This window comes from Tenacibaculum halocynthiae, from assembly GCF_964512825.1.
Taxonomy (GTDB): Bacteria; Bacteroidota; Bacteroidia; order Flavobacteriales; family Flavobacteriaceae; genus Polaribacter; species Polaribacter halocynthiae.
Genome location: NZ_CAZELG010000028.1, coordinates 102,709 through 128,101, shown reverse-complemented (window position 1 = coordinate 128,101; position 25,393 = coordinate 102,709). Strand labels below are relative to the sequence as shown.

The 25,393-nt window shown below is 27.5% G+C and carries 24 protein-coding genes; 12 read left to right on the top strand and 12 right to left on the bottom strand.

Going from position 1 to position 25,393, the window contains the following annotated elements:
* Positions 1–35: 35 nt before the first annotated feature.
* The 3 genes from ACKTTQ_RS09820 to ACKTTQ_RS09810 all read left to right on the top strand — a co-directional run bounded on the left by ACKTTQ_RS09820 (position 36) and on the right by ACKTTQ_RS09810 (position 3,874).
* Positions 36–1,259: an imelysin family protein gene (locus ACKTTQ_RS09820; RefSeq protein ID WP_408049096.1), complete on the top strand. Its 1,224-nt coding sequence runs from the start codon at positions 36–38 to the stop codon at positions 1,257–1,259.
* A gap of 97 nt (positions 1,260–1,356) precedes the next feature.
* Entirely contained in the window at positions 1,357–2,790 is a 1,434-nt protein-coding gene (locus ACKTTQ_RS09815; protein ID WP_408049095.1) for a di-heme oxidoreductase family protein, read from the top strand.
* A 10-nt stretch (positions 2,791–2,800) separates the two neighbouring features.
* A complete protein-coding gene (locus tag ACKTTQ_RS09810; RefSeq protein ID WP_408049094.1) occupies positions 2,801–3,874 on the top strand; it encodes an imelysin family protein in 1,074 nt (357 codons plus the stop codon).
* A gap of 39 nt (positions 3,875–3,913) precedes the next feature.
* Here ACKTTQ_RS09810 and ACKTTQ_RS09805 read toward each other — a convergent pair whose 3' ends face one another.
* The 7 genes from ACKTTQ_RS09805 to ACKTTQ_RS09775 form a co-directional block, all read right to left on the bottom strand.
* Positions 3,914–4,639 carry an ABC transporter ATP-binding protein gene (locus ACKTTQ_RS09805; protein WP_408049093.1) on the bottom strand — a complete coding sequence of 242 codons (726 nt, stop codon included), beginning with the start codon at positions 4,637–4,639 and terminating at the stop codon, positions 3,914–3,916.
* Positions 4,639–6,255 carry an ABC transporter permease gene (locus ACKTTQ_RS09800; protein WP_408049092.1) on the bottom strand — a complete coding sequence of 539 codons (1,617 nt, stop codon included), beginning with the start codon at positions 6,253–6,255 and terminating at the stop codon, positions 4,639–4,641. The genes ACKTTQ_RS09805 and ACKTTQ_RS09800 overlap by 1 nt, the downstream gene beginning before the upstream one ends.
* 34 nt (positions 6,256–6,289) lie before the next feature.
* Entirely contained in the window at positions 6,290–7,324 is a 1,035-nt protein-coding gene (locus ACKTTQ_RS09795) for a Fe(3+) ABC transporter substrate-binding protein (RefSeq protein ID WP_408049091.1), read from the bottom strand.
* Positions 7,325–7,378: 54 nt separating this feature from the next.
* Positions 7,379–9,808 (bottom strand): TonB-dependent receptor family protein, encoded by a 2,430-nt coding sequence (locus ACKTTQ_RS09790; protein WP_408049090.1) that lies wholly within the window; start codon positions 9,806–9,808, stop codon positions 7,379–7,381.
* Complete coding sequence (locus ACKTTQ_RS09785; RefSeq protein ID WP_408049089.1) at positions 9,783–11,150, bottom strand: HTTM domain-containing protein; 1,368 nt, start codon at positions 11,148–11,150, stop codon at positions 9,783–9,785. Before ACKTTQ_RS09785 ends, ACKTTQ_RS09790 begins: the two co-directional genes overlap by 26 nt.
* A 68-nt stretch (positions 11,151–11,218) precedes the next feature.
* Positions 11,219–12,322, bottom strand: a complete 1,104-nt coding sequence (locus ACKTTQ_RS09780; protein WP_408049088.1) for an imelysin family protein — start codon at positions 12,320–12,322, stop codon at positions 11,219–11,221.
* A gap of 96 nt (positions 12,323–12,418) precedes the next feature.
* Positions 12,419–13,606, bottom strand: coding sequence for a DUF4856 domain-containing protein (locus ACKTTQ_RS09775; protein ID WP_113787234.1), 1,188 nt, complete (start codon positions 13,604–13,606; stop codon positions 12,419–12,421).
* 216 nt (positions 13,607–13,822) lie between these two features.
* On the opposite strand from ACKTTQ_RS09775, the gene ACKTTQ_RS09770 reads away from it, so the two are divergent.
* The 4 genes from ACKTTQ_RS09770 (at position 13,823) to ACKTTQ_RS09755 (ending at position 16,126) form a co-directional block, all read left to right on the top strand.
* A complete protein-coding gene (locus tag ACKTTQ_RS09770; RefSeq protein ID WP_408049087.1) occupies positions 13,823–14,233 on the top strand; it encodes a DUF1842 domain-containing protein in 411 nt (136 codons plus the stop codon).
* A gap of 154 nt (positions 14,234–14,387) precedes the next feature.
* Positions 14,388–15,140 (top strand): hypothetical protein, encoded by a 753-nt coding sequence (locus tag ACKTTQ_RS09765; RefSeq protein WP_093871313.1) that lies wholly within the window; start codon positions 14,388–14,390, stop codon positions 15,138–15,140.
* 124 nt (positions 15,141–15,264) lie between these two features.
* Positions 15,265–15,852: a hypothetical protein gene (locus ACKTTQ_RS09760; protein ID WP_408049086.1), complete on the top strand. Its 588-nt coding sequence runs from the start codon at positions 15,265–15,267 to the stop codon at positions 15,850–15,852.
* Positions 15,853–15,856: 4 nt separating this feature from the next.
* Positions 15,857–16,126: a hypothetical protein gene (locus tag ACKTTQ_RS09755; protein WP_408049085.1), complete on the top strand. Its 270-nt coding sequence runs from the start codon at positions 15,857–15,859 to the stop codon at positions 16,124–16,126.
* Positions 16,127–16,174: 48 nt separating this feature from the next.
* Here ACKTTQ_RS09755 and ACKTTQ_RS09750 read toward each other — a convergent pair whose 3' ends face one another.
* Positions 16,175–17,512: a retropepsin-like aspartic protease gene (locus ACKTTQ_RS09750; RefSeq protein ID WP_408049295.1), complete on the bottom strand. Its 1,338-nt coding sequence runs from the start codon at positions 17,510–17,512 to the stop codon at positions 16,175–16,177.
* Positions 17,513–17,659: 147 nt separating this feature from the next.
* Between ACKTTQ_RS09750 and ACKTTQ_RS09745 the strand changes: the two genes are divergently transcribed.
* Together ACKTTQ_RS09745 and murB are read left to right on the top strand one after the other, a co-directional pair.
* Complete coding sequence (locus ACKTTQ_RS09745) at positions 17,660–18,850, top strand: pyridoxal phosphate-dependent aminotransferase (protein WP_299134162.1); 1,191 nt, start codon at positions 17,660–17,662, stop codon at positions 18,848–18,850.
* Positions 18,851–19,858: a UDP-N-acetylmuramate dehydrogenase gene (gene murB / locus ACKTTQ_RS09740; protein WP_408049084.1), complete on the top strand. Its 1,008-nt coding sequence runs from the start codon at positions 18,851–18,853 to the stop codon at positions 19,856–19,858. It begins immediately after the preceding gene.
* A gap of 179 nt (positions 19,859–20,037) precedes the next feature.
* On the opposite strand, the gene ACKTTQ_RS09735 is transcribed toward murB, so the two are convergent.
* Genes ACKTTQ_RS09735 through ACKTTQ_RS09720 form a run of 4 tightly spaced genes read right to left on the bottom strand, consistent with a single transcriptional unit; the run spans position 20,038 to position 23,370 of the window.
* On the bottom strand, positions 20,038–20,724 hold the full coding sequence (locus ACKTTQ_RS09735; protein ID WP_176974415.1) for an SCO family protein: 687 nt from the start codon (positions 20,722–20,724) through the stop codon (positions 20,038–20,040).
* Positions 20,708–21,277 carry a toxin-antitoxin system YwqK family antitoxin gene (locus tag ACKTTQ_RS09730; protein ID WP_113787240.1) on the bottom strand — a complete coding sequence of 190 codons (570 nt, stop codon included), beginning with the start codon at positions 21,275–21,277 and terminating at the stop codon, positions 20,708–20,710. The genes ACKTTQ_RS09735 and ACKTTQ_RS09730 overlap by 17 nt, the downstream gene beginning before the upstream one ends.
* 11 nt (positions 21,278–21,288) lie before the next feature.
* Positions 21,289–22,056: a YHYH protein gene (locus ACKTTQ_RS09725; RefSeq protein WP_299134172.1), complete on the bottom strand. Its 768-nt coding sequence runs from the start codon at positions 22,054–22,056 to the stop codon at positions 21,289–21,291.
* Between the two features lie 6 nt (positions 22,057–22,062).
* A complete protein-coding gene (locus tag ACKTTQ_RS09720; RefSeq protein ID WP_408049083.1) occupies positions 22,063–23,370 on the bottom strand; it encodes a sulfatase-like hydrolase/transferase in 1,308 nt (435 codons plus the stop codon).
* Between the two features lie 114 nt (positions 23,371–23,484).
* Between ACKTTQ_RS09720 and ACKTTQ_RS09715 the strand changes: the two genes are divergently transcribed.
* From ACKTTQ_RS09715 to ACKTTQ_RS09705, 3 genes are read left to right on the top strand one after another with little or no spacing between them, the layout of a single operon-like run.
* On the top strand, positions 23,485–23,688 hold the full coding sequence (locus tag ACKTTQ_RS09715; protein ID WP_093871321.1) for a membrane or secreted protein: 204 nt from the start codon (positions 23,485–23,487) through the stop codon (positions 23,686–23,688).
* A gap of 15 nt (positions 23,689–23,703) precedes the next feature.
* Positions 23,704–24,807, top strand: a complete 1,104-nt coding sequence (locus tag ACKTTQ_RS09710; RefSeq protein ID WP_408049082.1) for a glycosyltransferase — start codon at positions 23,704–23,706, stop codon at positions 24,805–24,807.
* Positions 24,798–25,361, top strand: a complete 564-nt coding sequence (locus ACKTTQ_RS09705) for an RNA polymerase sigma factor (protein WP_408049081.1) — start codon at positions 24,798–24,800, stop codon at positions 25,359–25,361. Before ACKTTQ_RS09710 ends, ACKTTQ_RS09705 begins: the two co-directional genes overlap by 10 nt.
* Positions 25,362–25,393 lie beyond the last annotated feature (32 nt).

Here is a 25,393-nt window from a genome sequence, read left to right as displayed (position 1 = left end):
TCCTTTGTTGCTTAATTATATTAAATCTAAATAAAATGAAGGTTATATTAAAAGCATCTCTACTAATATTAGCAGCTATAGCTCTAAAATCATGTTCCTCAGAAAACGACGAACTTCCACAAAATAAAGTAACAGTAAAAGAAGTGATTGCAAATTATGCAAAACTAGTTCACCAAAATTACTTAGACAGTTATAATGCTGCCGTTAAAATGCAAAGTACAATTAATGCATTTACAAGTAATCCTTCACAAGCTGGTTTTGATAATTCAAAAAAAGAATGGTTAGAAGCTAGAGATATTTATGGTCAAACTGAAGTGTTTAGAGGATCAAATGGACCTGTTGATTCTGAAGGTAGCGAAACATGGGTAATAAATAATGAAGGTCAAATGAATGCTTGGCCTTTGGATGAAGGGTATATTGATTATGTAACTGCTAGTTCTGATGCATATGCTGGATACACAGCTTATAGTGGTGGTGTTATTGCAGGAACTGATGCTATTACAGAAGCTTTTTTAATTGGTAAAAATGAAAAAGAAAATGATAAATCAATTTCTACAGGATGGCACGCTATCGAATTTCTTTTATGGGGACAAGATGAAACAAACCCTAAAGACCTAAAAGCAGGACAAAGATCTGTAACAGATTACACTACTGATTCTAAAAAAGAGAGAAGAAAAACATACTTAAATGTAGTTACTTCAATTTTAGTTAAGGATTTAAAAAAATTAGTTGATACATGGGCAACAGGAGGTGAATACTACAAAGTATTTATGGCTTTATCTGAAAAAGATGCATTAAAAAATATTATTTCTGGCCCTTTCTTTTTAGCAAATGAAGAATTATCAGAAGAGAGAATGCTAAAACCTGTTGATTTAACAGACGGAATAGATCAATCTGGACAAGAAGATGAACATTCTTGTTTTTCTGACAATACACATAGAGATGTAGTTACAAATGCCCAAGGGATTATTAATGTTCTTTTTGGAAAATACGGAACTATTTCAGGTGCATCTGTTTATGATTTAATTAATCAACAAGATAACACAATCGCAAAAAAGTTTAAAGATGCTACAGATCAAATGATGTCAAAAATTAATGATATTGATACGAAAGCTAACAATAAAAAACCTTTTGATTTATTGCTATTAGAAGAATCTACTTCTAATCCAGGAACTATTGTTGCTGCAGGTCAATCTTTAAAAGATCTTGGAGGAAATATTAGTGAAGTAGCTGTTAAAATAGGAGCTCCAGTTCAATAAACATCTTTTTAATAATCAAAAAGAAAAAGGTCTATTAACTTAGGTCTTTTTCTTCTTTATTTTAATTCATATTAAATTATAAAGTCATATTTAAAAAATGAAATACATAAGAGTAAAGAAGAATATAAGAATCAAATTGCTTTGCATTTTCTGTATAGGATTCTTCTTTTCATCATGTTCTAAAGATAATTTATCTAATGAATATCTACCAGTAAATCAATATGAACAAGGAGAAGAAAATTTAACTGATAACTTAAGTGTTGCTACAACAAATAATAATTCTTTTGGAAAAGAAATACCCGGATTAAATAGAACTGATAAAATTCGTTTTGCTTCTGGTAATTCATTATTTAATCAATCATGGGTTTCTGCACCAGCGTCAACAACTGGTTTAGACGGTTTAGGTCCAACTTTTAACTCCAGAGCATGTGCTAGTTGTCACTTTAAAGATGGTAGAGGGAAACCGTTTGAGCCCTCTAATATAGGATCAAAAGGTTTTTTAATTCGTTTAAGTATCCCTGGAAGAAATCCTCATGGAGGACCTTTAGCTGTTCCTAATTATGGAGATCAATTACAAAATCATGCAAATTTAAATATTAAAAAAGAGGCTGATATTAATGTTACATATACTTATATCGAAGAAACATATCCCGATGGAACTAAATATCAATTACGAAAACCGAGCTATTCAATTATAAATGAAAATTTTGGATCATTAACCGGTGTATTAATTTCCCCTAGAATTGGCCAACAAACAATTGGGTTAGGATTAATAGATGCACTGCCTGATAATGAAATATTAAAAAATGAAGATGAATTTGATACTAACAAAGATGGTATTTCCGGTAAGGCAAATTATGTTTGGAATGCCATTGAAAATAAAACATCATTAGGAAAATTTGGGTGGAAAGCAAATCAACCTTCTTTAAAACAACAAATTGCTGGAGCTTTTTTTGGTGATCTAGGTTTAACAACTTCTATTTTTAACAATAACCCTTGTCCATCCCCTCAAAAAGATTGTTACGATGCTCCAAATGGTGGAAATCCTGAAGTTACAGAAAAACAAATGGATAGAGTTTTATTATATCAAACTTCTTTAGCTGTTCCTAAAAGGCGAAATTATAAAGAACAAAATGTATTAAACGGAAAAGCTACATTTAATAACTTAAAATGTATTAGTTGTCATTCTACTAACTTTAAAACTGATAGCTATAGTTTTAACCCTTTATTAGAAAATAAAAATATTAAACCATATTCTGATTTTTTATTACATGATATGGGAGAAGGATTGGCTGATAATAGGCCTGATTTTTTAGCAAATGGAAAAGAATGGAGAACACAGCCATTATGGGGTATTGGACTTATAAATACCGTAAATAAACACACATTTTTATTACATGATGGAAGAGCTAGGAATATTGAAGAAGCTATTTTGTGGCATGGTGGTGAAGCTGAAAAATCAAAAAATGAATTTAAAAAATTATCAAAACAACAAAGAGAAGAACTCTTAAACTTTGTTGAATCTCTTTAATATTATATTTATGAAAAAAGCAATTTTATTACTTGCAATTATATCATTTTTTTATGTATCGTGCTCAAATGACAACACAGTAACACCTGATTATAAACATGAAATTGTTACTTCAGTCACTGATCAAATTATTTTACCTAATTTAAATACAATACTTGAAAAATCTATAGCTTTAAAAAATTCTGTAGAGCAATTCTCAAAAGATCAAACTACAAATAACTTATTAAATGTTAGAAGTAAACTAACAAATATTACTGAGTTTTATGCTAAAATGTATGTTTTTAACATTGGACAAGCAAAAAGTAATTTTATGAATCGTAAAATTAATTTTTGGCCTGTTTATAATATTTCAATCGAAAAGAATATTAGTGAAGGTACTTTTACAAAGTCTTCTATTTTAAATTTAGGAAGCGCTGCTAAAAACTTACCTGGTTTAAATTATTTAGTATTTAAAAAACAGAATACTACTGATTTATTAAAGGAATATAGCGCAAACATAAATAGAGTTAGATATTTAAAACTCATTACAAATGAGTTTCATAACAATATAATACAAGTATCTTCTATTTGGTCTTCTACTGGGAATAATTATGCTGAAAGCTTTAAAAGTAATAATGAAAAAGGATTATTAAGCTCTTTTAATTTACTATATAATGGTATGTACAATGTTATAGATAACTGTAAAGTTACTAAAGTTGGTAAACCTGGTGGGCTTGAAAAATCTTTACATACAAACCCTGAGATAGTAGAAAACTTTTACACTGGAAATTCTTTAAATTTAATATACAACAATATAACTTCAGTAGAAGAAATACTATTTTCTGATAAAATAACTTCAGTGTCTACTTATATTAAATCGATTACAAAAAATGATGATTTAAACAATCAAATTAAAAATAAAATTAAGACTATAAAAGAAACTATAAAATCAATAAAAAAACCATTAAAAGAAGCTGTAAATACAGATAAAACTAATATTAAAAAGCTTCACGTTAGTTTGAAAGAATTACTTGTACTATTTCACACTGATGTGCGTAGTATACTATCTATTATTATTACAGGAACTGATAATGATGGAGATTAAAAACAAAAAGCGGATATATTAAATATCCGCTTTTTGTTTTTATATTGAATCTAGTAGTAACCTTACATATTCATTTGTTGACTCTTTAAAAACATCTTTTGTATTCCCCTGCTCTAGTACTTTTCCTTTTTGTAGTACAATAATTTCATCAGAAATAGCTATTGCATCTTTTATATCATGAGTTACAAAGATTGCTGTACAATTCGTCTTTTTTAATATTTGATGTAAATCTTTTCTTAATTGATTTCTTAATACCACATCTAAATTACTAAAAGGCTCGTCTAAAATTAACAATTCTGGTTTCGGTGCTAATGCTCTTGCTAAAGCAACTCTCTGTTGCTGCCCTCCCGAAAGTTCATGAGGGTACCTAGTATTCATACCTTCTAAACCTACCAACGATAAAACTTCAGAAACTATTTCTTTTTTATCTGATTTCTTTGATATTCCATACACAACATTTTGAAAAACTGTTAAATGAGGAAAAAGAGCATAATCTTGAAATACCATTCCTACATTACGTTTCTCAGGTTCAATAAATATTGATTTAGATGAAACTACTTTTTGATTTAGCTTTATCTCTCCGTTATTTAAAACTTCAAGTCCCGATATTAATCGTATTAATGTTGTTTTTCCACTTCCACTCTCTCCTACTATAGATACTATCTTTCCTTTTTCTAAAGAGTATGTAATGTTATTTAAAGCTATAACTTTACCATTGTTAAATGATTTACTTAATTTATTTATTTCTAAAATTTTAGTATTCATTATTTTGCTTTAGATATTAATCTGTTTAAAAATATAATTGGTAATACACCTGTTAATACAATAAATAATGAAGGTAATGAAGCTTCGGCTACTAACTCATCACTTGCATATTCATATGCTTTTACGGCTAGTGTATTAATTTGATAAGGCTTTAGTATTAAGGTTAAGGGTAATTCTTTCATTACATCAACAAAAACTAAGATAAATCCACTTAAAATGGCTGGTTTCAATAAAGGTAATTCAATTTTGATAAAAGTTCTTAAATTACTTTTTCCTAACATTTTTGAAGCTTCAGATATAGATTTACCCATTTTAAGTGAAGTAGCTTCAATTGGGTTATATGCTACGGCTATGTATCTTACCACATACGCATATACTAATGCTATAATTGTTCCATTTATTATGAATCCTATTTTTAAATCAAAACTATTTTTAAAAAAAGTTATTAACCATTTATCTAATGACAAAGTAGGAATTAAAACGCCTACAGCAATTACAGCTCCTGGTATTGCATAACCAAGTGTTCCTATTTTAGTTATAGCGTTAATTATAGATAACTTATTCCATTTAGCCATAAAAATTAAAGCTAAAGCAAAAATAATTGCAAAAAAAGCTGACACTAAAGAAAGAGTAAAACTTTGAAAGGCTACATGCAAAAAATCGGTTGTAAATACTTCTTTATATGTTAAAATAGCCCAGTAAATTAATTGTGAAACAGGAAAAATAAAACCACATAAAACTGGAATTAATACAATTGTAAAAAACAATGTTTTAATTCGTTTATTAATAGGATGCTTTTTTAAATTTTGATGATTTTTAGAAGAATTAAAGTACCCTATTCGTTTACGTTGTCTTTTTTCTATAACAATTAAAATAAATATAATAGCAACTAAAATAGCAGACAAATAAATAGCCGTTTCTGGCTCTTCTAAAGAAAACCAAGCTCGAAAAATACCTGTTGTAAATGTGTTTACTCCATAATATTTAGCCGCACCATAATCATTTAACACTTCCATTAATACTAAAATTAATCCGCCTACAAATGCTGGACGAGCTAATGGTAAAATAAGTTTAAAGAATGTTCTTCTTTCACTACCTCCTAAAATTTTAGAGGCTTCAATTATATTGTTTGATTGGTTTATAAAGAATGCTCTTGATGCTACATAAACATAAGGATATAATGATGCGCTTAAAACAAATATTAGTCCAAATTGATTCATTATATCAAACTTCACTGGTAATAACTTATCAATAACACCTCCATAATCAAAAATCCCAGCATATGCATATGCTGTTATATATGAAGGTATAGCTAAAGGTAAAATTAACAACCACTCTAGCTGTTTTTTTAATGGTATTTCATATCTAGAAACTATCCAAGCTGATGATATCCCAAATACTAAGGTTAAAATACTGGTACCAATAATAAGAACTAAAGAATTACCAATATAATTTGGTAAAAGAGTTACTACTAAATGATTCCAAGTATCACCTGGCCCATAAAATAAATTAAAAAAGATTGTACCAATGGGAATTGCCACAAACAAAACAATGGTCAATAATAATATTGACCATTTATTTGTATCTCTCTTTATGTTTTGAAATCTAATTTTCACTTACTATTTGTATAAAAACTACAAATATATTTCTTTATTTCCAGCCAGCCCTATCAAAAGTTAAAACAGCTTTCTTATTATTTTTTCCTAACTGAGTTAATGATAAACCATCTTCTTTAAACGTACCCCAAGAAGCTAATAAATCAGACGGTGCAATTTTTGTATTTACAGGATACTCATAATTAGTCTTAGCAAAAACTTTTTGTGCTTTTTCACTTGCCAAAAACTCAATAAACTTTATTGCGTTTTCTTTATTAGGAGCATATTTAGCTACACCAGCACCACTTACATTAATATGAGTTCCTCTTCCTTCTTGATTTGGAAAAAATATTTTAATTCCTTTCCCAGCTTTTACTTCCTCTGGATCTTTTGAATTTAATAATTTCCCTATATAATAAGTATTAACAATTGCTACATCACCTTCACCTGCAACAACAGCCTTTACCTGATCACGATCATTTCCTTTTGGTGAACGTGCCATGTTAGCTACAATGCCCTTTGCCCATGTTTCAGCTTTTTCTTCTCCTAAATTAGCTATAATTGAAGCTAATAATGATTGATTATATATATTTCCTGAAGAACGTATTAATACTCTTTTATTCCATTTTTCATTAGTTAAATCTTCATAAGAAGATAACTCATTTTCTTTTACTTTTTCAGGATTATATACCATAACTCTAGCTCTTTTTGTTAATGCAAACCAATTGTTATCAACATCTTTTAAATGTGAAGGTATTGTATTGTTCAAAAATTCAGAAGTAGCTGATTGTAACAATCCTTTATCTTTAGCTCTTACTAAACGACCAGCATCAACAGTTATTAAAACATCAGCTGGAGATTGCTCTCCTTCAATTGTCATTTTTTGAATTAATTCATCTGCTTTTGCATTGACAACATTTACTTTTATACCTGATTCTTTTTCAAATTGAGCAAATAATTCTTGATCTGCCTTATAATGACGGTGTGTATATACATTTACTTCTTGTTGCTTTTTCTCTTCTTTTTTAGCTTCTTTTTTGCAACTTAACACTAGTAACGCTATAACAAAAACACTTATTATTTTTTTCATTCTATTTCGGGTATTAATCTCTTAAAAAGAGTATTTATTTAACTTTAAATAATATTATATTTTAATTTCTAAGGTAACATAATAACTTCTAGGGGCTGATGGTATAATACCAGGACCAGGATAACCAGTAGATCTTCTAGTAAAATATTTTTCATCAAGCATATTATTAACTCCTGCTTCTAGCTTAAACATTTTATATTTATAAGAAGTTGAAAAATCCAGTACATTGTAACTTGGTATAATTCCATTAACACCACTTAAACTTGGGGTTACAGAGTTAGAAGCATCAGTAAATTGCTTAGATAAATAGGTATATTGAATATTTGACGAAAAATTTTGATAACCAAATTTAAGTCCCGTCTTTAAATTTAAATCTGGAACAAATTCTACTTGATTATTTATGACACCTGGAACTTCAGATCTTGTATACTTTGATTTTATAAATGAAGCATTAATAAAATAACTAAAACTATAATCATTTTGTATTTTTAAAATTCTTCTTAAATCAAAATCAAATAAACTTTCAACACCTAATATTCTAGCATCCCCTACGTTTCCTCTTTCTTGAATAACTCTTCCATCTGCTAAACCTTTAGATACTAAACCTATTCTGTCGTTATAAAACAGCCCAAAAGCACCGAAATCATAAGAAATATACTTATTTATATTTCCTCTAACCCCAATATCAGTAGTGTAACCTTTTTCATCATCTAAATTACCAATTCTAAATGATGGATTAACAATATTTAAATCTGAAAAAGTAACCGAACGATAATTTTGTGATATATTTCCGTAAAGTTCAAAACTTTTTGATGCTTTATAACTTAATCCAAGTCCTAATAATAAAAATGACCTTGTATTATTATTATTACTAGTAATAGTTTCATTCAATATTACATTACCAGCTCCATCTGTATTTATTTTTTTAAAATACCCTTCACTTTCTGTTTTGATATACTCAAATCGTATACCAGGTGTAACAGAAATTTTATCATTGATATAAAATATGTTTTCACCAAAAACAGCTATATTTAAATTAGGATTAAGGTAATTAGATTGATTGCCATAATTTGGATATTGGCCCAAAGCTGAACTAAAGTTTGCATCGGTACCTTTCGTACCTGGACCTTGAATAGAAGTATTATTAGCCTTATAAAACTTAGTTCCTACTAAAAAAGTAGCTTCTCTATTAAAAATATTGTAGCTACTTAACAATCTTGCTTCAAAACCAAAATTTTTAAAGTCGCCTTCTATTAAATCTCTTTCATCTCCAGGATCTACTTGATTTACCCTATTGGTTCTAAACCCTAAAGCTTTTCTTGTAGCATCTAAACCAAAGAAATTAAAAGTAAAAGTAGTTTTTTCAGAAAATTCATGAGACAATTTAAAATTGTACAAAAACCAATCAATTTTAAACCAGTTTCTAGCTCTATTGCTTTGATAAGGATTTTCATTAAACATAATATCTGTTAACCCTCCTGCTTGCTGTGCTAAATAATTAAGATATGTTACCTCAAACTCTAAATTTGTTTTATCATTTACTTCATAACCTAGGTGAAAAAACGCATTTTTAGAATCGAACTTTGAATTTGGTCTAAAACCATCACCTTGCTTGTAATTATAATAGGCTAAATAACTCCATTTATTTTTTGTTCCATTTATGCTTGTAAAATTTGTAAAAAGGCTATTACTTCCAATAGTATTCCTAGTTAAAATTTCTAATGATTTATTCGCGTTTGGCTTTTTTAGTACAAAATTCACCAATCCTCCAAACTGCGTTCCGTATTGTAATGAAGCTGCTCCCCTTACTATTTGAATTTGTTCAATTGCTTCTGCTGGCGGAGAATAATAACTTTCAGGATATCCTAGTACATCTGCACTAATATCATATCCATTTTGTCGTGTATTAAAGTTAGATGTTCTATTCGGGTCTAAACCTCTTCCCCCAATATTTAATTGTAACCCTGCATCATCATTTTCAAAAATATTTAATCCAGCTACTTGACTATATATCTGTCTTGCATTATTTGACGCTAAGTTTACTGTAGACTGATTTAATAATACAACTTCTGTTTTTTTTCCTGCATAAATAGCTGTTTTAACAACATCTTTTAATCTAGATAACTCAAAAACTTTTCTTTTTTGTGCCTGAATTACTATCTCAGATAATTCTTCAGTAAAAGAATTTAAAGTAATGTTAAGTATAGTTTCTTTTTGAGAAAAAGAAACTGTTTTTTCTAATAATTGATAATTATCTACATAAAATACAATATTCAATTGGCTTTTATCAGTTTCAAAAGAATAACTTCCATCAATTCCCGATTTTGCTAATACTCCTCCATTACTATTAAATATTTCAACCTTATTTAAAGGTTTATTCTCTTCAGAAGTAACAATTCCTGTTACTTTAAATTGAGAAAAAACAGATGAAGAAATCATCAATAACAATACTAATAATCTATAATCCTTTAATTTTAATTTCATGATTAAAAGGTATAATCCACTTTTTATGTTTAAAACTCTCTTTTTGTTTCATTAGATCTGTCTTTGGATCTATGTATAATTGACTCATTCTTCCATTTAAAGCTACATAACTGTCTACATATACTTCTACATTTTTATGCCCCTGACTTTTAAAATGATTTCCTAAATAATGTGCATATTCTAAAATAAAATCTGGCTGAAAACTCATTTGTTTTTCCTGAAAAGAAGTTAAAAAATCATCATTTTCAACATAAAAAAACTTTCCTGATTCTCCATCTACTATTTTAAAAACTGAGTAACCAGCTTTTTCAATTAACATTACTCTCCATGAAAATCGAAACCCCTCTTCTGTCCAAAATAACTCACCTGGATATAATAAATATCTCCATGGCAATATTATTTGAAAAGTTAAAAATAATCCTACTCCAACTAATAATAAACTCTTCTTAATTTTTGAATAATTATAATTTGTTATTGAAGTAATGGAAATAGTTTTTTTATTATTTAATAGTTTTTTTAATTTATTTATAATTTTTTGATGAAAACTATCATCAAAAAAGATTAATGTACCTACTATCATTATAAAAGGAAACATCCCAATAGGAAATAAAATCCTAGTAAATACATGAAAGAAAACTACTAAAACAAATGCATATGTTCTTGTTTTCTTAGCTAATAATAAAAAAGGTATTGTTAAGTCATATATTGCTCCTGACCAACTCATACTGTAATGAAACCATTCCTGTTGCATCAAATTATTACCTATAATTGGCAAATCATATTTTGATGGCAGCCATATTTTTAAAGGCATGGCCCTTAATAACCAGTCAGAATTTAATTTTGCTAACCCCGCATAAAAATAAACTATTCCTAACAAAAGCTTAATACTATCTACAGTCCATTTAGGTATATTTACATACCTTGTTTTCTTTAGATAACTATCTAATGAAAAAGATTTATTAGCAGGTAAAAAACATAATAAAAAGCTCATTAAACTGATAAAATAATAATGATTAAGATATGTTGTCTTATCCATTAATTCAATAAAAGTAAAGCTTAGAAAAAAAGTAATAATAGAAATTCGGTATTTAAATCCGATTGCAATAAACAAAGCAGATAAACCGCAAATAAAAAAAATAACATAAGTAAAATTACCTACAGGTTTTACCCACTCAAAACCGTAATACGAAAAATGAAATGTTGGTTCTAAATACAATTTTTCAATCCAACCATTTAACCAAAACCTAATTATACTCAATAACATCATTACTCCAAAAAATAGTCTAAATACTATTAATGGAGCAATGTTTGTTTGTTTTGATAAATATTTTTTTAAAAGCATTTGTTGACAAAAAACTGTCTATATCTTATCTGGTGCTATTCTTTTTTAACAATTATGATTAATAATTATTAATCACCATCAGCATCAACATAGTCAACATTTACATTAAAAGCTTGTAACATATCAACTTTTAATAATACAACAGCTTTTTGAAGTTCATCATAAGCTTTTGTCATTTTTGTATTATCGTCTGCTATTTGTTGATTAAAATTTGAGTTTAATGTATTAATCTGAGCTTTAGCGGCATCAAATTGAGCGTTAATTTTAGTAGCCAAATCATTTTTATTTAGTGCATTTAAATACGCTTTAAAGCTACTACCTTCAGTACTTGATTTAAAGTAAGTACCATTAAATAAAGCTTTCACAGCAAACAATGATTCTAAAGCTAACTCTTTAGATATTGTTTTTTTATAAAAAGCTTCAACTTTTTCAGGTAATACAGTTGAAGAAAAATTTCCAGCTGGAATACCTATTTTAACTGCTCGTAATCTTTTTTCGTAGTAAAAGATATAATCATTTACAAATTTGTTTAAAGAACTAGTTGCTGTGTTCCCTGTACTTGTAACAAATTTTTCTCTATAAGTTCCTTCCCAATCATTTACTACTGCAACTGCAGTTTCATTAATTTTTTGAACTACATCCGTTACATATTTTTTATAATTAGCAGCTTTAGAATTTGTTGTATATTTTTCTAAAATTTCAGTATCATTAACTCCTGTTCCATGTAATAAAAAATCTAATGCAGGAAAGCCTTGTGCATCATGATTGTTTGGATGTGTAAAATCATATCCTCCATTAGTAATATTACTTTCTATATCAGCTTTAGAAACAGGATATATATTAATAAAATTAACAAACTCTAATTCTTCTGCTTTACCAATATTAAACATAGCTACATACTGCCATGATTTATAGGCATTGTACCAAGATGTTCTCAAATTATCAAGAGTTGACTGAGTAGGACTGTTTATAAAAGCAGAAGATTTAGTTTTTAAATCAACAACTTTATTTTTAAATTCTTTAAACGAAGGTATAATAATGTTATCAGCTACATTCGTTAAAATTTTGCTTCTATCAAAAGTATCATCTGTTTTATTATCTGGATTGTCAGAACTTGAACTACATGCTACCCCCAACATTGTAAGCACTAGTATAAATAAACCTTTCTTCATTATAATTATTTCTATTTATTCTAAATAAGTGCAAATATATAAAAAAAGTAGCTGAGTAAACAGCTACTTTTAATATCATTTAACGAGACTTAAATATTATTTTGCTTGATCTACAGTAAAACCATAAACAGCAGCTATTCTAGTAGACATATCATCTAACGTTTTAGTTGTTAGTGTCCAAAAACCATTGCCCGCTTGTAACGCTGTTAAGAAGCCTTCTATTTCTGCTACTGGTAAATGAGCTTTTCCAGATGTATCTTGAGTGAAACGTAAAGAGTGAACAAACCCGTAACCTTCAGATAAATCATGAAATGCTGAAGCTTTATCTGTTGCTAAAGTAGCTTTACCTGCTTGTAAATAATGTACAGCTCTAACTGCAATTACTTTAGAGACAGCTTTCTTAATAATAACTATTTGTTGATCTCTTAATGTATAATTTTTTGCAACAATTGCAGCTCTTCCTAATTTAAAAGCTTCATAAATTTCTTTAGCAATACCTTTAAAATTAGAATTTCCATCAACTTTAGCTAAATACTTGTTTAAAAAGCTATCTGCACCTAATTTTGGAGATGCACCATCAACTTCTGCACCATATAAATATCCATAAGCTTCATCCCACTTATGCTCCATGGTAGTATAATTTTTACCTGTAGCTAAAGTTCCCGCATCATTATCAGCTACATTAGTAGCTTCATCTAACACTTTCTTACTTAAATAATTATTCAACATTTGATCTACCATTAATGCACCTATTAATGATTTAGCAAATGCTTGATTATATTCTAATCCTTTAGCATTAACATAACGAGTAGATCCTCCTCCAGCTTCTTGAATTTTACCGGCAGTTCCTGCTACTGCATTTGTTGCCCAATTAGGGAATACTTCAGATACTTGACTAGAAATATAACCGTCAAATTTAGCTTTAATAGCATTTGCCTCCGTAGTATTCGACGCAAAATAATCAGCAGAAGCAGCAGTTTTACTCCTAACATTTTTAGAAGAAGTGTTTAAAGTTGCATCAGTAAAATCATTATTTCCTGCTGCATGTGTAAACATTCCATCTAACTTAGCCTTTGTATTAGTTGATACTTTTAATGCACTAACCAATTCTTCAGCCATTTTAATTCTAGTTGTTTGACCCGAATAACTAACACTCGTATTCCCTCCCCTATTGAATACATAAGTTGCAGGAGCTTCTACTGGTGGTGTTACTACTTCATCACTTGAACATGAAGAAAACATAATAGCAAAAATAGCTACTGCTGAAAATATAACCCTTTTCATCTTTATTTAGATTTAGTTTTAATAAATATTTGACGACAAAAATACAATACTAAGCAAAACATACAAAGTTTAATTAGATTTATTTTAAATAAAAACAACAAAGGTTCTATCACTCATACTTATTTTACTGACGTTCATAACATTAAACCTATTAATTAAAACTAAAAAAAGTATATTTAGAATACATTATTAACTAACTAAATGTTTTTTAAAGCTATGAATACTTCTAACGACATCTTCATTAAAAGAAAAGCTATAGTAAAAACATATAAAATAAAAGGAACCATTGGTGAAGTTAACAATCCAAAAGCTTTTGTTATACACTTTTCATTAACGGTATCCCCTTCTAAAAATATAGTTTCAGGTATAGTAAAGATTAGGCAAGAAATAAACAAACAATGTATTAAACTTAATGTTGTAGGAAAGATAGAATCATCTAATTATTATACAAATAATAACGTTGTTCATTTATTTGGTGAGTATTTAGTATCTCTCCCCCCTTTAACTATAGGATGTTATTTAGAAAAGTTTACTGCTTGCTTAGAAGTTGACAATAATTGGAATGGTATAGGTAGTTTTATTAGTGGGGCAAAAAATGAAAATAATATCCCTGTAAAGTCAATTTGATTTTTATTGCTATAAAACGATATCCACCTTTTGTTAATCAATCTTTTATAACCTTTAAAATTACGCTTGCCATTGTTTTTATATCACTTAAGGTAAAATTACAGCTATAACTAGCTATTAATTATACTTTTATATTAACGTTTAACCTACTCAAATGACTACAGTAAAAACTGATCAAAAAAAAGTACCCAAAGAAAATACTGAAGGTATTTCTCCGAAAGTTATTAGCGAATTAAGCAAAGAAATTAATAATATGCTATCTTATGCTATATACAATGGCATAATAATTAATACCCAAATAAATAATTTAATACAAAACAGTAGCGTTGATGATTTAATTAATGCTCATAATTTATTATCCAAAAATATAGCGCCAGCTACGCCAAAATCTATAGAATTTACAAAAAAACTACGTTCATCAGAAAGTGGAAAATCAATATTCAATAAACTACCTTTAGTACGTAATTTAATTTTACTAGCTCTTTTATTTTTAATTCTTTTCATTATTACTGGCTTGTCTCCTAAAGTAAATAATCACTCACTTGATGAAGGAATAATGAATAACAATGGTTTTTCATTACTACTAAATTTAACTTTTCTTTCATCAATATCTGGTTTAGGAGTCTTATTCTTTCTATTAAAAAAGGTTAGTGACTCAATTAAAAACACAACTCTTGTTGCCGAAGAATCAATATCATATATAGCTCAAATAACATTAGGAATAATCGCAGGATTAATTATGTCAGAAATTATTTCTTTTTATTCCACCGATCCAAAAAACATTGATCTTTTTAGTAAAAGTATTTTAGCTTTAATTGGAGGCTTTTCATCTGATGCAATTTTCAGCGTTTTACAAGGAATAATTGATAGGATTAAATCAATTTTCACCTCTCCAATCATTAAATAAACTTATAAAAAATTTTAGGGGAAATTGGGTAGATACAAACTAAGAACTACTTCAATTTTAAAAGTTTTCTTTATACTTTTAGTTATGATATCTACCCTTATTTTTTTATTAAAAAACTTAAAAAATGAAACTATCTATTTTAAAACTTTCTTTTACCTGCCTATTACTTACTGCATGTGCAACTGTGCCTAAATCAACCGTTACGCTAACTAAACAAGTAATTGACGAAGCAAATAGTATGCATAATTTAAATATCAGTTTAGTAAAACAACTTTTTAGTGAGCGTAAAGCACGGTTAAGTAATTTTATTGAAACTAAATATACTCCTACATTAATTAATAAATACAAAAAACTTTTGCCAGATTCAGTAAATTATAAAAACGAATTAAGCAACATTATAAAAAGTATTTTACCTGTTATTGAAACTAAAAAAGATTCTTTAAATAATTTATTAGATGCACAAGAAAAAGTAATTATTTCTAAACTAACCAATAACTATAAAACATATAGTAAAGCATCAACTTCTTTACAAAATTTAATCAATTCTATTGCAAAAGTAAATGCTACAGAAAAAGACGCTTTATTAGCTATAGATAATTTAACTGGCAACAAAATTGACGTAACAAAAGTAGAAGATAATTTGAATGATTTTTTAAACAAAACATCGACTATTTTGAATAAACTAACTCCTATTGAAAAATTATTAAAATAATATTATGAGCACAATTAACTGGAATAAAATAGCGAACGAAGCAGCCTCACAAACTGACTCTGAATTCAATACACAAATAACAAGTTTAACTAATTTAAATATTACAGAAGTAGATACATTTATTCAAGAAAGTAATATTTCTAATGCTAATGCATTAAAAGTATTAAAAATAATAGGCAATGCTACCGATAATAACAACAGTAAGGCTACTGCTATTTCTACAATTGAAAATGGTGTTAATTTCTTAGTCAAATTAGCTTCAAAAATAGTTTAATCTCTATGAAGAAAACTCCTTAAAACTTAAAAAACCTTAGAAACTTAACTATATTTTTTGTTCTAATCTAAATTCATATTTCAATTCAAACACACCTCTTTTTACTGTAATTTTAATTTTTCTATTTGGCTTTGTGCGAAACAAATTTGCTATATCATTAAAAGAATATTCATAAGCTGCTTTACCATTAAGTCTCTTTATGACATCTCCTTCAATCAAACCTACTTTTTCAGCAGGAGACCCTTTTACAACTTTATCTATTTTATACGAAGACTTAAATCTATATCTATAACTAGTTACTAGCGAAATAACTTTATTTTCAAACCCTTTTTTTTCTATACTTTGAGGAGTATTCAATCTTTCTTTCTGTTTAACTTTAACCAACTCTTCACCGTTATAAATAATTTGTAATCCACTCATATTATAATAAAAACCTTTCTTTAGTGAGCTGCTCTTTTTTAATATTATTTTTTTATTAGGGTAATCAATCCAAACTTTAAATCTTTTTAATATATTTCCTCCAATACTTCCATCTCTTTTTTTAAAATTTCTAGCATTAGTCGATGCAACAGAATCTAAAAATGAAACAGTAGGTTCCTCAATAACATATTTTCCTATTTCAAGTTTAGGTACCCTGCTTCTCTTTCCATAAATAGTTCCACTTAAACCTTCTCCAAGAATATCAACAAAAAATTTTTCAGGAACCTTTATTTCTTCTTTTGAGCCTTCAAATAACCATAAAGCATCACTTCCTCCAGAATCTATAAGCATTTTTACAGGTATATTATTTCCTGCACTATCTATTTTTATACTAACATTTATATAAGGTTTATTCCTATAAAACTCTAAATCTAATTTTTCACAAGAACGACACTTAGGTTCTTTATACTTTTCAGGTTTATAGAAATATAATTTTTTAGATGAATAATTTATTTTAACTATAACATCTTTTAATAAATCGTATCCTATAACCCCATGAATTGTTACTCCCATTTTTGAAGATAACTTAAAAGTATCATCAACAACAACATAAATATCCTGGCTTGTTCCTAAGATATTATTAACTCTAAAGTTATTATTTCTTGATAAAATAGCTTCAACAGGGTCTCCTACTCCAAGCCCTCTAATAAATACTTTTTTTGTATTATTTAAGGTTAAGCTATCTGTTTTATTTAAATTAAAAAGTATCGTTTTATTTACACCTGTATCAAGTATAAAAGAAAGCTTAACACCATTAACTTCTAATGGAAAAACAATTAAGTTATTAAACAATTCAAACTTAACAACCTGTTTTTTACTTCCTTTAAGAAACTGGAATTTTGATTGTGATTGAATATTTATAGTACATAAAATTAGTAGACATAGTAGAAATTTCTTCAAAAGCATATATTTAGGGATAACTAAATATACAATCATATTTTTACAATAAATAATTTTTGGGATTTTTTTAACCTTATTTTTTCGTGGTAAACAAGCATATATTGTCAAAATAATTTTGCAAATTTGCCCAGTAAACAACTAATTAAATTAAAAATGCCATCTATTTCTATTAAGGGAGGTTCAATGCCTCAATCACCAATCAGAAAACTGGTTCCTTTTGCTGAGGCAGCTAAAAAAAATGGAACAAAAGTATTTCATTTAAATATCGGTCAACCTGATATAAAAACACCTCAAGTTGCCTTAGATGCAGTAAAAAATAATACTATAGAAGTGTTATCATATGCTAGATCTGAAGGCTCTGAACAGTACAGAGAAAAATTAGCGAATTATTATATAAATAATGATATTCATGTATCTGCTAATAATATTATAGCAACAACAGGAGGTTCTGAAGCTTTATTATTTACTATTGGTAGTATTACTGATCCAGGTGATGAAATTATTATACCTGAACCTTTTTACGCAAACTATAATGGTTTTTCAACAGCTTCTGGTGTAAATGTAGTACCAGTAATTTCAAAAATTGAAGATAATTTTGCCTTACCAGCTATTGAAGATTTTGAAAAATTAATTACTTCAAAAACTAAAGCTATTTTAATTTGTAATCCTGGAAACCCAACAGGTTATTTATATAGTGAGGCTGAAATTGAAAAATTAAAACAAATTGTATTAAAACACGATTTATTTTTAATTGCCGATGAAGTGTATCGTGAATTTACTTATGATGGTGAAAAACATAATTCTGTAATGTCTTTAGAAGGTTTAGAGCAACATTCAATCATGATTGACTCAGTTTCTAAACGCTATAGCATGTGTGGAGCTAGAATTGGATGTATTGTTTCTAAAAATGAAGAATTTATTAGCACTGCTATTAAGTTTGCACAAGCAAGATTAAGTCCGCCAACATATGCTTTACTAGCTAGTGAAGCAGCTTTAGACACTCCACAAAGTTATTTCGATGAAGTTATTGAAGAATATCAAGATAGAAGAAATACATTAATAACTGAATTACAAAAAATTCAAGGTGTTAAAGTAGCAAACCCTAAAGGAGCTTTTTATTGTATTGCGGAATTACCTGTAGAAAATTCAGAAGATTTTGCTCAATGGATTTTAGAGAAGTTTAATCATAACAATGAAACGGTTATGGTAGCTCCTGCTGGTGGATTTTATTCTACTGAAGATGAAGGTAAAAATCAAGTACGTATTGCATATGTTTTAAATAAATCAGATTTAAAGCGATGTGTAGAAATATTAAAAGTAGCTTTAGAAAAATATAATAGTTAATTGAATATTCAAGAAAATATATCATTAAAAAAGTACAATACGTTTGGCATAAATGTAAATGCCAAACGTTTTGTTTCTGTTAATTCATTATATGAATTAAAAAATATTTTAAAAGAAGAACAAAATGTTTTTATTATTAGTGGAGGTAGTAACATGCTACTCACTAAAGATATTGAAGAATTAGTAATTCATTTAAATTTAAAAGGAATTTCTATTGATCGTGAAAATGATAACTCAGTATATTTAACTGTTAATACTGGTGAAAATTGGCATGATTTTGTTCTTTGGTGTATTTCTTTAAATTATGGTGGTCTTGAAAATTTATCTTTGATTCCGGGTAATGTAGGTACTTGTCCTATTCAAAATATTGGAGCCTATGGTGTAGAGGTTAAAGACACTATTACCAAAGTTGAAGCTCTTGAAATTGAAACTGGAAAATTAGTTATCTTTTCAAATGAAGAGTGTGAATTTGGATATAGAAATTCGATTTTTAAAAATCAGGCTAAAGGAAAATATATAATAACTTCTGTTAGTTTTGAACTTACCAAAAAAAATCATGCTCTAAATACTTCTTATGGAGCTATTGAACAAGAATTAGCTTCAAAAAATATTACTAAACCTAATATTAAAAATATTTCTGATGCTATAATTTCAATTCGACAATCAAAATTACCAGATCCAAAAAAAATTGGAAACAGTGGTAGTTTTTTCAAAAATCCAGTTATTTCTTTATGTCATTTTGAAAAACTTAAAAGTAAGTTTCCTGAAATTCCTCATTATATTATATCAGAAAGCAGTATAAAAATACCTGCAGGCTGGTTAATAGAACAAAGTGGATTTAAAGGTAAACGCTTGGGTGATTATGGCGTACACGAAAAACAAGCTTTAGTTCTAGTTAACTATGGAAACGCAACTGGTAAAAACATATACCAGCTGGCTCAAAGTATTCAAAATACTATAAAAAGTAAATTTTCTATTAATTTAGAAATTGAAGTAAATATAATCTAATACTTAATACCTTTTCTATTATTTTCAACCTTAATTTTGATAGGTTGTAAATTTCTATTTGTAAAAAAAGAGTTGAAAAAAGTTTTAATATTTTTAATTAAGATATTCATTATGCTATTTTTAAGGGGTTAAACTATTTATATGACACAGTTTTTTTTAATCGGTCACTAATATATAAATTAACTTTCTTTTTTTAGCATTTTAATATGTCTTATTAATCTTTTAGTATCTAACCCCAACGTTCCATTGTAAACTCCTCTTATTCTACCTTTTTTGTCTATTAAAACAAAGTTTTCTGTATGTACAAATGCATTTTCATCTTTTGTTTTAATAAAATCTTCATCAGCAAAATATGCTTTTCTTGCTAAATTATATATTTGATCTTTATTTCCTGTAACTAAATTCCATTTACCAGATATAACATTATTATCTTCAGCATATTTTTTCAAAACACTAACAGAGTCTTTTGAAGGCATTACAGTATGTGATAACAATAAAACATCTTTGTCATTTTTAAATTCTTCTTGTAAAATGCTCATGTTTTTTTCAAGAACAGGGCATATTCCTGGGCAACTAACAAAAAAAAAGTCTGCTACATATATTTTGCCTTCATAGGTTTGTTTTGTTACATCTTTACCATCTTGATTAATCAAATTAAAATTTGGAATGCTATGAATACTTTTATACCTCTCGCTCTCTTTAGAAATCCATTCAGGTGTAAATAATGATGAGTTAAAAAAAGGTAATGTTATTTCTTTATTTACTTTCTTTTCTTTTTTACAAGAAATTACCATTAAAATAAAAACAATAAATAATAACACACCTATTAAATTTTCTAGTCTTACTCTTTTATTTGAAATTTTCATTTGTTGTATTTACAGTGTAACATTTCTTCAATCCTATTAAACCAAACCTATCACCATTTTTAGTAACAAAATTTGCTCTTATTTTTCCATTTAATTCCCACATTTTTTGTGAACCTTCTTCTTTCCCATTTTTATAATTAAATGCCTTAAGTTGTTGACCATTTTTAAACCATTCGTTTACCTCTCCATTATACTCTCCAACATCATTAAAATGATATTCAAATTTTAACTGACTTTCACTCCACCATGATTTATGAATACCTGATTTGTTTCCTTTTGTATAAAAACGTTGTTCAGCTAATACATTATTTTCATATTTTTTTATTTCAATTCCATGCTTTTTCCCATTTTCATAAGTTGTAAAATTGTTTGTTTTATTTATTTTATCGTAAAAAAACATAGTTCCTGTAAATGGAGTGTTTTTATAATTTAACACTCCATTCTTCATAGAAAAAAGTTCTTTTTGAAATGAAATAACTTCATTATTAACCTTTACATTTTTACAAGAAATAAAACCTATAAACACTAGAAATATGAAAATATTTTTTTTCATTAAACTTTAATTTATTGAGAAACATTTCCTGGTGTACCATAATAACCACTACCATTTAAATAAGGATCATCAGAAGTTATATGATAATGATAAATTCCATTAGGAAAATCAGGGGTTACAGAAACATGTCCATGATAATCATCTAAATCTGAATTCGTAATTGTACCACCATTTTCTTCTGGCCCATAAACTGGAAAACCGTCAGCTAACAAGCCTAAAAAACTAGATTTCCCTAACTTATTTGTTAGGTATACCGGCTCTATATGATAGTGATACTGTCCACTATTTTGAGGGTGTCCTAAATATTGATCAAATGAATTAATTTCATTGGTTAAAGGCTGATTATTAGGACCTGCATATTGATTAAAAAATGCTACTCCATTTAAAGATATACCTATTGGTCCTAATGATGTTGCTTCTTTTATAGTTGCTTCTTTTGGATACAAAGGAATTTTAAATGTTATATTTTGAGCTTGAATAGTATTTGGGTTTTTATTCCAATTAGGATTGGTACCATTATATGCTTCATACATAACGTTTCCTTGCTCCCAATACGGGCTCTTATGATCTGGTAAACCATTCGTTGTAATTTCTAAAAAATCTCCATTTATACTATAGGTAACACCATCAATATTATCAAATTTACTAACTATACTTCTAATATCATATACTGTATCACTTGTTGATTGGTCATTTCCTGAATCTAAATTATCTTCGTCTGAACTACAACCAAAGCTTAAAAAAGCAAAAAGCAACATCATTATTTTATAATTCTTCATATTTTATTATTTTAAATTATTTAAAAATTCTTTTAATTCATCTAACTCTTTCTGATCATTTGTACTTAAACTACTATCTAACAAATTTGTTCTCTCAAAAAAATCATTACTTAACTTATAAAAAGCCTCATCACCATTAGTAAACTTTATATATTTATGCGTCAGATTCCTGACAGTATATTCATCATTCCCAGAAGTTTTACCATGTTCAGTATATGTAAATCCTCTAAAATTAGTAGTTGAAGAACTTGATAATAACTCTTTAAAACTTTTACTATCATTTAATTCATTAGTTCCAGTATTTGCTATATCAGCTATAGTAGCGAATAAATCAGTAGTGTTTAATAAATTTTCATCTACTTCATTAAATCTTCCTATATTTTTACCAGAAACAATCATTGGAACATTCACTCCTCCTTGATATAAAGTTCCCTTTACTCTTTGTGTTCTATAATCTTGTGCTGCTGCTCCTGGAGTACCATTATCACCTATAAAAATAATTACTGTATTATCTTTTTCGTCTTGAGTCATAGAATTCAATAACCTTCCTATTTCGCTATCCATTGCTTCAATCATAGCCATATAATATGGTAATGGATTAGCATCTATACTTCCCTGATCAGAAGGTAAATTTCCTTGAGAATGCAAATTATTTGGCGGTAAATGAAAAGGAGTATGTGGTGCATTATAGGCCAACCATAAAAACCAAGGCTGATTTTGTTGTTTTACCCAATCAATTGCTAAATCAGTAAACTTAGTTGTTGTATACTCTGTAGAAGCATTTGTGTTTTGATTACTGGTAAAATTCCAATTAGTATATGATTGAACTCCTCCATTTAAAAGACCAGCATAATAATCTATACCCATTTGAGTTGGATGAGAGGCATCTTTAGATAAATGCCACTTACCAATAACAGCATTACTATGACCACTATTTTTATCTTTTAAATATTGTTGTAATGAAATTTCAGAGGTGGGTAATACATCATCAACTTTCATTACTCCTGTTCTAAAACCATATTTACCAGTTAGGATACTTGACCTAGTTGGTGTACAGGTTGGATATGACCATAAGTTTGTAAACCGTATTCCGGTATTAATCATGCTTTGTAGGTTTGGCATATTAGGCTTAACTGTTCCTACATTAAAACCTGGTGTAGCATCTAATCCCATATCATCAGCTATAATAAGTAAGATGTTAGGGCTATTATTATTATTATTTGTTTGTCCTCCAGAATCAATAACTTGATCAGAACTACAAGCAAAAAAACTTATTAATACTGTTAGAAAAATAAAGGGGGATTTTAACTTCATAATTTTACTTTTATTATATGACCCTTAATTTACAAAATAGTTTAAAAAAGTTTTAAGATAATTTGATTAGTACTTTTAGTATCTTTGCATTTTTAAATCTATTATTTCTTTAGAATGAAGTTAATTTTTGTTACAATCGGATTGTTAGCAATTGCCTTTGCAGGAATTGCTATCAAAATATGGGCTAAAAAAGATGGAGAGTTTGCTGGTACTTGTGCAAGTCAAAATCCGATGCTTAATGAAAGTGGTGAAGCTTGTGGATTTTGTGGTAAAACACCAGATCAATTTGATACTTGTAGCGAGCCAGAACATAACTAAACATCTCTTTTTTCCATGGTATTTACTGTACTTTTCTACATTTTTGTAGCGGTTACAGTTGTTCAGGTTATTTATTTTTTATGTTTTTCTTTTTTTGCTTTTAGCAAACAAAAAAAAATAACTACTTCAACCAACAAACCTGTTTCAGTTATTATTTATACAAAGAATAATACTGATGAACTAAAAAAAAATTTACCTTTTATAATTAATCAAAATTATGATGATTTTGAAATTGTATTAATCAATCATGCTTCTTCTGATAATAGTTTAGATTTTATGGAAAAAATTCAGCAAGAAAACAATACTATAAAAATTGTTAATGTTGAAAACAAAGAAGCTTTTTGGGGAAACAAAAAATATGCGCTTACATTAGCTATAAAAGCTGCAAGTAATAATCATTTACTTTTTTTTGATATAAATGGAAAAACCGTTTCTAATGATTGGATTCATGAAATGAGTAAATGTTTACATTCTAATAAAACAATTGTTATTGGTCATAAAAAATTAGCCTTTAAAAAATATTCATTTAGCAATATGTTTTTTCGTTATGCTAATTTTTTCACAACATTAAAAATGTTTTCATATGCTAAATTTGGAAGTCCTTTCAAAGCATATCAAAATAATTTTGCTTACACTAAAAATGATTTTTTTAAAGTTAATGGCTTTATAAACCATATAAAAATTCATTTAGGTGAAAGTGATTTACTTCTAAAAGATATTTCTAATTCAATAAATACTAATATTTCAACATCTTATACTAGTTTTGTTGAAGAACAAAGTATTATTACACTAAAAGATTATTTTGTAGAACAAAGAAAACAAACAGTACTCTTTTCTCATTATTCATTAAGAAATCGTTTTTTATTATCTTTTTTTAATATCACTAAGGTTATTTTTTATTCCCTTTTTATATACTTTTTAATTCAAAAATGTCTAGTAACAATACCTTTTATAATTTGCTATTTCTTAATTCAATATATAATAATAGGTAAAGCTATAAATAAGTTAAAAGAACAAAACTTACTTTATTTTTTACCTATATTAGATGTTTGTTATGTTATATCATTAATTTTTATATTTTTTACTAATAGAATATCTAAACCTATACCTTGGAAATAGATAAAGAAATAATTTTAAAGCATATTAAAAATGCTAAAGAAGGAAGTCAAATTTCATTTAATTTTTTATTAGATAGTTTTTGGGGAAGTGTTTATTATTTTCAATTAAAAAAAACTGAAAATGACAATGATGCAGAAGACATAACTATTCAAACTTTTTCAAAAGCTTTTGATAAAATCTCCTCTTTTAATGAAGAATACCAGTTTAAGACGTGGTTAATAGCTATTTCTAAAAATGTTTTTATTGATTTTATCAGAAAGAAAAACGCTTCAATTTCAATAAAAACAACTACTGAAAAAGAATCGGAAGCTTTTGATGTAATTGATGATTCTCCTTCACCAGAAGATAAAATTATTACAAAGCAAAACCTTGCAAAACTTTTAAGAGATATCAAACAGTTAAAACCTAAATACCAAGAAGTTATAAATTTACGTTATTTTCAAGAGCTAAGTTATAAAGAGATTTCTGAACAAATTGATGAGCCAATGAATAATGTAAAAGTTAAATTACTTAGAGCTAAAAAATTACTGGCAGAGATTATTAAAAAATCATAAATAACGTTTTAATATTTTTTAATTACATTTAT

Excerpts from the sequence above, each read along its gene's own strand:
- ACKTTQ_RS09820 (WP_408049096.1), top strand. The coding sequence starts at position 36 with ATGAAGGTTATATTAAAAGCATCTCTACTAATATTAGCAGCTATAGCT.
- ACKTTQ_RS09815 (WP_408049095.1), top strand. The coding sequence starts at position 1,357 with ATGAAATACATAAGAGTAAAGAAGAATATAAGAATCAAATTGCTTTGC.
- ACKTTQ_RS09810 (WP_408049094.1), top strand. The coding sequence starts at position 2,801 with ATGAAAAAAGCAATTTTATTACTTGCAATTATATCATTTTTTTATGTA.
- ACKTTQ_RS09805 (WP_408049093.1), bottom strand. The coding sequence starts at position 4,639 with ATGAATACTAAAATTTTAGAAATAAATAAATTAAGTAAATCATTTAAC.
- ACKTTQ_RS09795 (WP_408049091.1), bottom strand. The coding sequence starts at position 7,324 with ATGAAAAAAATAATAAGTGTTTTTGTTATAGCGTTACTAGTGTTAAGT.
- ACKTTQ_RS09790 (WP_408049090.1), bottom strand. The coding sequence starts at position 9,808 with ATGAAATTAAAATTAAAGGATTATAGATTATTAGTATTGTTATTGATG.
- ACKTTQ_RS09785 (WP_408049089.1), bottom strand. The coding sequence starts at position 11,150 with ATGCTTTTAAAAAAATATTTATCAAAACAAACAAACATTGCTCCATTA.
- ACKTTQ_RS09780 (WP_408049088.1), bottom strand. The coding sequence starts at position 12,322 with ATGAAGAAAGGTTTATTTATACTAGTGCTTACAATGTTGGGGGTAGCA.
- ACKTTQ_RS09775 (WP_113787234.1), bottom strand. The coding sequence starts at position 13,606 with ATGAAAAGGGTTATATTTTCAGCAGTAGCTATTTTTGCTATTATGTTT.
- ACKTTQ_RS09770 (WP_408049087.1), top strand. The coding sequence starts at position 13,823 with ATGAATACTTCTAACGACATCTTCATTAAAAGAAAAGCTATAGTAAAA.
- ACKTTQ_RS09765 (WP_093871313.1), top strand. The coding sequence starts at position 14,388 with ATGACTACAGTAAAAACTGATCAAAAAAAAGTACCCAAAGAAAATACT.
- ACKTTQ_RS09760 (WP_408049086.1), top strand. The coding sequence starts at position 15,265 with ATGAAACTATCTATTTTAAAACTTTCTTTTACCTGCCTATTACTTACT.
- ACKTTQ_RS09755 (WP_408049085.1), top strand. The coding sequence starts at position 15,857 with ATGAGCACAATTAACTGGAATAAAATAGCGAACGAAGCAGCCTCACAA.
- ACKTTQ_RS09750 (WP_408049295.1), bottom strand. The coding sequence starts at position 17,512 with ATGCTTTTGAAGAAATTTCTACTATGTCTACTAATTTTATGTACTATA.
- ACKTTQ_RS09745 (WP_299134162.1), top strand. The coding sequence starts at position 17,660 with ATGCCATCTATTTCTATTAAGGGAGGTTCAATGCCTCAATCACCAATC.
- ACKTTQ_RS09735 (WP_176974415.1), bottom strand. The coding sequence starts at position 20,724 with ATGAAAATTTCAAATAAAAGAGTAAGACTAGAAAATTTAATAGGTGTG.
- ACKTTQ_RS09730 (WP_113787240.1), bottom strand. The coding sequence starts at position 21,277 with ATGAAAAAAAATATTTTCATATTTCTAGTGTTTATAGGTTTTATTTCT.
- ACKTTQ_RS09725 (WP_299134172.1), bottom strand. The coding sequence starts at position 22,056 with ATGAAGAATTATAAAATAATGATGTTGCTTTTTGCTTTTTTAAGCTTT.
- ACKTTQ_RS09720 (WP_408049083.1), bottom strand. The coding sequence starts at position 23,370 with ATGAAGTTAAAATCCCCCTTTATTTTTCTAACAGTATTAATAAGTTTT.
- ACKTTQ_RS09715 (WP_093871321.1), top strand. The coding sequence starts at position 23,485 with ATGAAGTTAATTTTTGTTACAATCGGATTGTTAGCAATTGCCTTTGCA.
- ACKTTQ_RS09710 (WP_408049082.1), top strand. The coding sequence starts at position 23,704 with ATGGTATTTACTGTACTTTTCTACATTTTTGTAGCGGTTACAGTTGTT.